The 6,424-nt window shown below is 61.5% G+C and carries 6 protein-coding genes; 4 read left to right on the top strand and 2 right to left on the bottom strand.

Translation table 11 applies throughout. The features are described 5' to 3' along the window. Positions 1-616 precede the first annotated feature (616 nt). Together JWR14_RS15445 and JWR14_RS15440 are read left to right on the top strand one after the other, a co-directional pair. Positions 617-1,525 (top strand): glycosyltransferase family 9 protein, encoded by a 909-nt coding sequence (locus JWR14_RS15445; RefSeq protein ID WP_299708185.1) that lies wholly within the window; start codon positions 617-619, stop codon positions 1,523-1,525. Further along, positions 1,522-2,451: a glycosyltransferase family 9 protein gene (locus JWR14_RS15440; protein ID WP_299708183.1), complete on the top strand. Its 930-nt coding sequence runs from the start codon at positions 1,522-1,524 to the stop codon at positions 2,449-2,451. Before JWR14_RS15445 ends, JWR14_RS15440 begins: the two co-directional genes overlap by 4 nt. Before the next feature lie 21 nt (positions 2,452-2,472). Here JWR14_RS15440 and JWR14_RS15435 read toward each other — a convergent pair whose 3' ends face one another. Both JWR14_RS15435 and JWR14_RS15430 read right to left on the bottom strand, forming a co-directional pair. After that, complete coding sequence (locus JWR14_RS15435) at positions 2,473-3,264, bottom strand: response regulator transcription factor (protein ID WP_299708180.1); 792 nt, start codon at positions 3,262-3,264, stop codon at positions 2,473-2,475. A gap of 92 nt (positions 3,265-3,356) precedes the next feature. Continuing rightward, complete coding sequence (locus JWR14_RS15430; RefSeq protein WP_299708178.1) at positions 3,357-3,722, bottom strand: DUF2866 domain-containing protein; 366 nt, start codon at positions 3,720-3,722, stop codon at positions 3,357-3,359. 200 nt (positions 3,723-3,922) lie between these two features. Between JWR14_RS15430 and JWR14_RS15425 the strand changes: the two genes are divergently transcribed. Further along, a complete protein-coding gene (locus JWR14_RS15425) occupies positions 3,923-5,731 on the top strand; it encodes an ATP-binding protein (RefSeq protein WP_299708176.1) in 1,809 nt (602 codons plus the stop codon). Further along, entirely contained in the window at positions 5,728-6,420 is a 693-nt protein-coding gene (locus JWR14_RS15420; protein ID WP_299708174.1) for a response regulator, read from the top strand. Before JWR14_RS15425 ends, JWR14_RS15420 begins: the two co-directional genes overlap by 4 nt. The last annotated feature ends 4 nt before the right edge of the window (positions 6,421-6,424 follow it).

The raw sequence follows: 6,424 nt of genomic DNA, 5'->3' as shown, positions 1-6,424 counted from the left end.
TCTGTTCGCTCGTCTCTCCGGTGCGCGTTAGGCCGGTAGTTAGACCGTAATTAACCCTACCGCCTGCATGACCTGTTTTTTATTCTCTTAAATATAGTTCGTAATGCAGGTCAATCAACTGGATTCTACAAAGGTTTTCCCGGATCGGGTCTCCGGAACGCACCCGGGCACAGCGGCCCCGGCCCTTTTAACATGCTAAGAATGTATCTGTTTGACGGTCTATCTTCGCATCTATTGCATTCGATGATTATTAGCGTTTGCGCAGCGGCGGCATTATTTGCCGCTGCCTCGGCTCAGCCGGCTCCTGGCCGTTCCGGCACAACGAGCACATTACCTTCGGACCGCACGCAGCTCTGCGGGCGACAGCGTCGCACATCCGACACACTGCGGTCACGTGAATATCGCATGATCCCGGTCGCCATCGATTCGGGACAATCCATAAGGCACGACTCGTTTTTGCCGCGAAATTTTGCCGCGAAACATCGCTTCCTTAAGCATTGGTAAGTTGTGCCGTAACCCAAGTAATGGAGCGTGATCTTAGACTGCCTCCGGCTCGGGGATCCGTCCCGAGCGGAAAGCGCTCCCCCGACAGCGGAGTGCCTCGCCGGAAGCATGTATGCCGCACGCAAACCAGCCACTGTCGAGTGTGGCATTGATTCTCTCCTCGGCGCTCGGCGACTCGCTGCTGATGATGACCGTTGCCCGCAATCTCAGATTGAACGGCGTGGCGGTCACGGTGTTCGGCCAGCAAATCAATACCATGCGGAACTGGTTTCCAGGCATGGATATTGAACCCGAACTGAAAGCGGACGACCGCGCGGACAAACTCGCCCGCTACGACACGGTGATCCAGCTTCACGCCAACAAGCCGTTTGTGAACCTCGATCGACTGCATCCCAAAGTCATCATTCTGGCCCACCTGTGCAGCGCCAATTCGACCGAGTCGATGGCCGAACGCCTGACCCGATTCTGCCGCGACGAACTGCGCCTCACCCTCGTCGACAAAGGCAATGGCATCACACCCCTGCCCGGCCTGACACATCGCCAGCGGTCGCTGCGCGTTGCGATCCATCCGATGGCAAGCACGACTGACAAATGCTGGCTGGCCTCTCGCTTTATCGGGCTTGCGATCAAGCTGCGGGACAGTGGCTTTGATCCGCAATTCGTCGTGGCGCCCGAGGAACGCGCGAACTGGACGCATATTGAACAACTCGGGCTCACGCTCGCCGATCTCGGACCGCTCGATCAGGTCGCTGCGTGGCTCTACGAGTCGGGCTGGTTCATCGGCAACGACTCGGGGGTAGGCCACCTTGCATCGAGCCTCCAGATCCCCACGCTGTCGCTCTTCATGCGCCGCGGCACCGCCCGCACATGGCGTCCCGGCTGGGGCGTGGGCCAGGTGCTGATCGGCAGCGCGTATTTGCCGACCGGGCGGCTCAAGGAGCGTTATTGGAAATACATGCTGTCGGTCAACAAGGTGTCCCAGGCATTCGACCGGCTGCGCGCACTCACTGCCAGCGCATGAATACGTCCAACACTTCGTCCGCTCTTCGCACCCCGGTCGGCCGGGTAGCGTTCGTCACGTCCAACGCGATAGGCGACACGCTGGTGTCGATGGTGATCGTGAGGAACCTGATCGACAACGGTATCGACGTCACTGTGTACGGCACTCCCGCGCATGCGCTCCGGCACTGGTTTACCGGCGTCCCTATCTTTGCACTTCCGCAGGACGACCTCACTGCTGCGTTCGCTCCGTACGACACGGTTTTTCAAATGCAATGGAACCAGCCGCTGCGCGATCTTGTCGATGTCCATCCGCACGTGGTCACGTTGCATGACGTTGAATTTGGCGACCGCCCGGGCTGCATGGCGCAGCGCTTCGCTGACTTCTGCCGGGACGATCTGGCGTTGCGCGCACCGGTGCTGGATAACGGCATGACAGCGCCTGCGAGCCTCGTGCATCGCAGGAACGGCAAGCGCGTGATGATTCATCCCGAGGCCAGCACCGAGGACAAGCGCTGGTTCTCGCACCGCTTCGTGAGGCTTGCCCAGCGCTTGCGCAAACGCGGTTATGACGTGCAGTTCGTGATCGCGCCGCATGAGCGCGAACGTTGGCGCGATCTCGTGAAGTTCGATATTCCGGCGCCCCATTTTGAGAGCCTGCACGAACTCGCCTGCTGCGTGTATGAGTCGGGCTGGTTTATCGGCAACGACTCGGGCATCGGCCATCTTGCGTCGAATCTTGGCATTCCGAGCCTGAGCCTGTTCCGGCGTCGCCGGGTTGCCGAGCGCTGGCGGCCTGCGTGGGGCGTGGTCAATGTGGTGTTGCCGTGGCAGTGGGTGCCGACCGCTTATCTGAAAGAGAAACTATGGCGGCAAACGCTGACGTGTGACCGCGTGCTTGCGGCATTCGCGCGGCTGACCCGGCAGGCAGCCCGCATGAACGGTTAGACGTAGCTGTGAGCGCGTTGGCTAAGCGTAGCTGCTCACCGCAGAGACTTGCTTCCGTGCCGGTTCCGGCGGCATGACATCGAGTTCGTCGTATTCCAGGGGAACGGCGCTCATCCCGGACGGGGTGAAGACATAACCGCGTCCGCGAATGGTCTGGATCAGCCGTGGCGTCGACGGATCAGCTTCGACAATCCGCCGCAACCGGCAGACCAGCACGTCCAGCGAGCGGTCGCAATGTCCTTCGCCGGCGCCGCGCAATTTATCGGCGATGACGCGTCGGGACAGCACCTCGAGCGGATGTTCCGCGAAGAGGCGCAGCAACGCGAACGTGCTTGAATGGAGGGCGACGGGCACGCCGTGGCGGGTCAGCATGTGAGCCCGGAAATCGAGGACGAAATCGCCGATGCCGCACTTTCCCGTCGTACTCGCCGGCGTCCGGGATTTGTGAGGCGCGCGGCGCAGCACGTTCTCAACCCGCGACAGCAGCTCGCGTGGATTGCAAGGCATCCTGACGTAATCATCGGCGCCCTGTTCAAGGCATACGATCAGTTCCACCGAGTCAAGGGTATCTCCGATCACGATTACCGGCGTGTCATGGCCGGCCTGTTGCAGCGCCCGCAGCACGGCCGAGGCTCTCATGTCGGGCAGGCCGTCCCGCAACACGATCAACGCCGGGACGTCGTGCTCCATGCGGCTGATCAATGCGCTGCCGCTGCTGAGCGTATGGACATCCATGTAGCGGCTATCCAGGACATCGCGAAGATTCCCGTGGATTGCCGGATTGGCCTCGACAAAAAAGATGCGTGTTTTCATCTGGGTTTCCTGAGGGCTTCGTGAGGGACTTTCAGAGCGTCACCCTGAGCGCCAATAAACGGGGCGATGCACCGCCCGCCATAGTCATGCCGCTAAGCTCGCGGCAACACCACCTTCGCCGGCAACTCGCGGTCGTCCGTCACGAGGTACTGCGGGCCGTTTTTGTGGGAGCGCATGCGATGACGAATCTCATCTTCCGACGCGTCGCCCGGCACCGCGAGACACGAGTATTGCCCTTCGCGATTGACCCATTCCACAATCCTGCAGCACTCGCCCCACGGCCGCGGCAGCGTTTCGGACACCCGTGCACCACGCAGCTTGATGACCCGTTGCGCAGCACTTGCGGAGCCGGCCGCGAGGGCCTTCGCCATCGGCCTGTTCCCGTTGTCACGGGACGGCGGCGCAATGCGTCCGAAGACTTTCGATGAGCTAGGCTGAAGGCTCGAAGCGGTTTGCATGTGTTCTCTCCAGAAACGACCAGGAATCGGCGAATGAATCGGCCACTGAGTGAATCGGGTTGAAAGACCCCTTTGGCAGGATCGAATACTAGTCAGGCATCACGCACTGACAATGAACAAAAGAAGGAGAAATCGTGGAGGTTGCGCCGGAACGTCGCGCGAACGTGAGACCGTTCCCCTGTTTCCACTAGAATCCGCGGATGCACAGCGAAACACATAGCGAACCACTCGGCGCAAAGACGGGCACGCCCATCGGCCCAACGCCGCGCCGCAGCTCGCGTAATATTTTGAAAGAACTTGGAAGCCACTCGCGTGCGCGTGCGGGCAAAATTCGCTTTGGCATTACGTGGAAGATGTTCCTTGCAGTGCTGATCGCCTGCCTGACAATCTCCCTCACGATGGGATACGCGCTGCGCCTGAGTTTCGAGAACGGTTTCCTGCACTACGTCCGCGCGCGCGACGCCGGGCGTATGAACGCCGTCATGGGAAAAGTGACCGCCGAATACGCTGCTCACGGCAGCTGGAATTTTCTGCGCCAGCACCCCGAAGAATGGATAACGCTGCTCGACGCCGCGCATGATCAGGCCCTCAGGCAGGAGATGGTCGAGGCGCAGACGAACAAGGTGCCGAGCTGGCGCACCTTCCCCGGCAGCGCCAGCGTGCAGCAAATGCTCGGGCCGCTTTCGGGTAACGAAGCGGGTTCGCACTGGGGCATGCGCCTGCCTGCCCCCGCGTTCGCCGACTCAGGCGTGGTGGCAAGCCGCGACCGTAGCACCGGACATGACGTGACGTTCGATGAACCTGCCTACGAGCGGCCACCGCGCCCACTGATGGGACGCGGAGGACGGGGCGCTCCGCAACCCGCCACGCTCTACGACGCCAACCATGACCTGGTCGCAACGACCGACTCGGAACCACCGCCCGACGCCGCCCTCAAGCCGGTGGTCTACAACGGCAAGATAGTCGGCTGGGTCGCGGCCAACGCGCCCAACACACTTTCCGATGCGGCCGACATCGCGTTTCAGGCCCAGCAGGCGCGTGCGACCTGGGAGATCGCCGGCGTGGCCGTGATCGTGGCTGCGCTGGTCGCCATGCTGCTCGCGCGGATTGTGCTGGCGCCGGTCAAGCGCCTGATGATCGCGACGCACCGGCTCGCGGGCGGGGACTACACCACGCGAGTGGCGGCCGGGCGCCGGGATGAACTGGACCGGCTTGCCGGCGACTTCAATGTGCTCGCGGATTCACTGCAGCGCGCGGAACGCTCGCGCCGGGATTTCATCGCCGATATCTCGCATGAGTTACGTACGCCCCTGGCAGTGTTGCGCGGTGAACTGGAAGCAATCGAGGACGGCGTGCATGCGTTCGATCGCCATTCGCTCGCTTCGCTGCAAACCGAAGTCGCGATGCTGAACAAATTGATCGAAGACCTGTACGAGTTATCGTTAAGCGATGTCGGTGCGTTGAGCTACCGGAAGGTGCCGGCCGACATTGGGCAGTTGGTGCGTGCATCGGTCGAAGCAATGCGGGAATCATTCAGGGCCAAGCAAATCGCATTGAGCCTGACCCTGCCGGAACCGTCGGCGCAAAAGTCGGCGAATGATTCAACGAGTGATTCAACGTATGACTCAACGTATGACTCAACGGGCATGGTCTTCCAGGTCGACCCTGCGCGCTTTGTGCAGTTGCTTAAAAACCTGCTGCTCAATTCCTTGCGTTATACCGATCCGGGCGGAAGCGTATGTGTCTCGGTGACCGTTGGCGCCCGCGGCTGGCAGCTCGATATTCAGGATTCCCTGCCCGGCGTGCCCGCCGAGGCGTTGCCGCATTTGTTCGAACGCCTGTATAGAGTCGATGAATCACGCAGCCGCCAGAGCGGTGGCGCGGGCCTCGGCCTTGCACTGTGCCGGGCCATTGTGACCGCACACGGCGGAACCACGATCGCCAGGCCCTCACCGCTTGGCGGGGTCTGGATAACAGCACATTTTGAACCGGAAGGAGGCGTGGCATGAGTACCGAGCGACGCGGCGTTCGAATCCTGATCGTCGAGGATGAGCCGAAGCTGGCAGCCGTCATGGCGGACTATTTGCATATCGAAGGATTCGAAACAACATCGATCAGCGACGGCGCCGAGGTGATCCCGTTCATTCGCACCACCCCGCCCTCGCTGATGCTGCTCGACCTCATGCTGCCCGGGCGCAACGGCATGGATATATGCCGTGAGGTGCGGCAGTTCTCGACGCTTCCGGTGATCATTTTGACGGCGCGCGTGGATGAAGCCGATCGACTGCGCGGACTGGAGATTGGCGCCGATGACTACGTCTGCAAGCCCTTCAGCCCACGCGAGGTCGTCGCGCGAGTGAAGGCCATCCTGCGACGTGCGGCCCCGCCCGTTGTAACAGCCGCACCCGTGGCAACGGGCCTTGAGGTGGACCAGCAATTCCATAGCGCACGGCTCGACGGCGAGGAGCTGAAGCTCACGCCGGTCGAGCTACGCATGCTGGCCTTGCTGATGAAATCGCCAGGCAGGATCTTCCCGCGTGATTACCTGCTCAACCAGCTATACGACGATCATCGGGTCGTGACGGACCGCACCATCGACAGTCACATCAAGAACCTGCGCCGCAAATTGCAGGTCGTGCGTCCCGATAGCGAGCCGATTGTTTCAGTCTACGGCGTGGGGTACCGGCTGGAACTTTAGCGGG

This window comes from Caballeronia sp., from assembly GCF_028292365.1.
Taxonomy (GTDB): domain Bacteria; phylum Pseudomonadota; class Gammaproteobacteria; order Burkholderiales; family Burkholderiaceae; genus Caballeronia.
The sequence above is the reverse complement of the archived record's forward strand: the minus strand, read 5'-3'. Positions and strand labels throughout refer to the sequence as shown.

What these genes read in the sequence shown, in the direction of transcription:
- JWR14_RS15445 (WP_299708185.1), top strand. Translation starts at nt 617, where the DNA reads ATGCCGCACGCAAACCAGCCACTGTCGAGTGTGGCATTGATTCTCTCC.
- JWR14_RS15440 (WP_299708183.1), top strand. Translation starts at nt 1,522, where the DNA reads ATGAATACGTCCAACACTTCGTCCGCTCTTCGCACCCCGGTCGGCCGG.
- JWR14_RS15435 (WP_299708180.1), bottom strand. Translation starts at nt 3,264, where the DNA reads ATGAAAACACGCATCTTTTTTGTCGAGGCCAATCCGGCAATCCACGGG.
- JWR14_RS15430 (WP_299708178.1), bottom strand. Translation starts at nt 3,722, where the DNA reads ATGCAAACCGCTTCGAGCCTTCAGCCTAGCTCATCGAAAGTCTTCGGA.
- JWR14_RS15425 (WP_299708176.1), top strand. Translation starts at nt 3,923, where the DNA reads ATGCACAGCGAAACACATAGCGAACCACTCGGCGCAAAGACGGGCACG.
- JWR14_RS15420 (WP_299708174.1), top strand. Translation starts at nt 5,728, where the DNA reads ATGAGTACCGAGCGACGCGGCGTTCGAATCCTGATCGTCGAGGATGAG.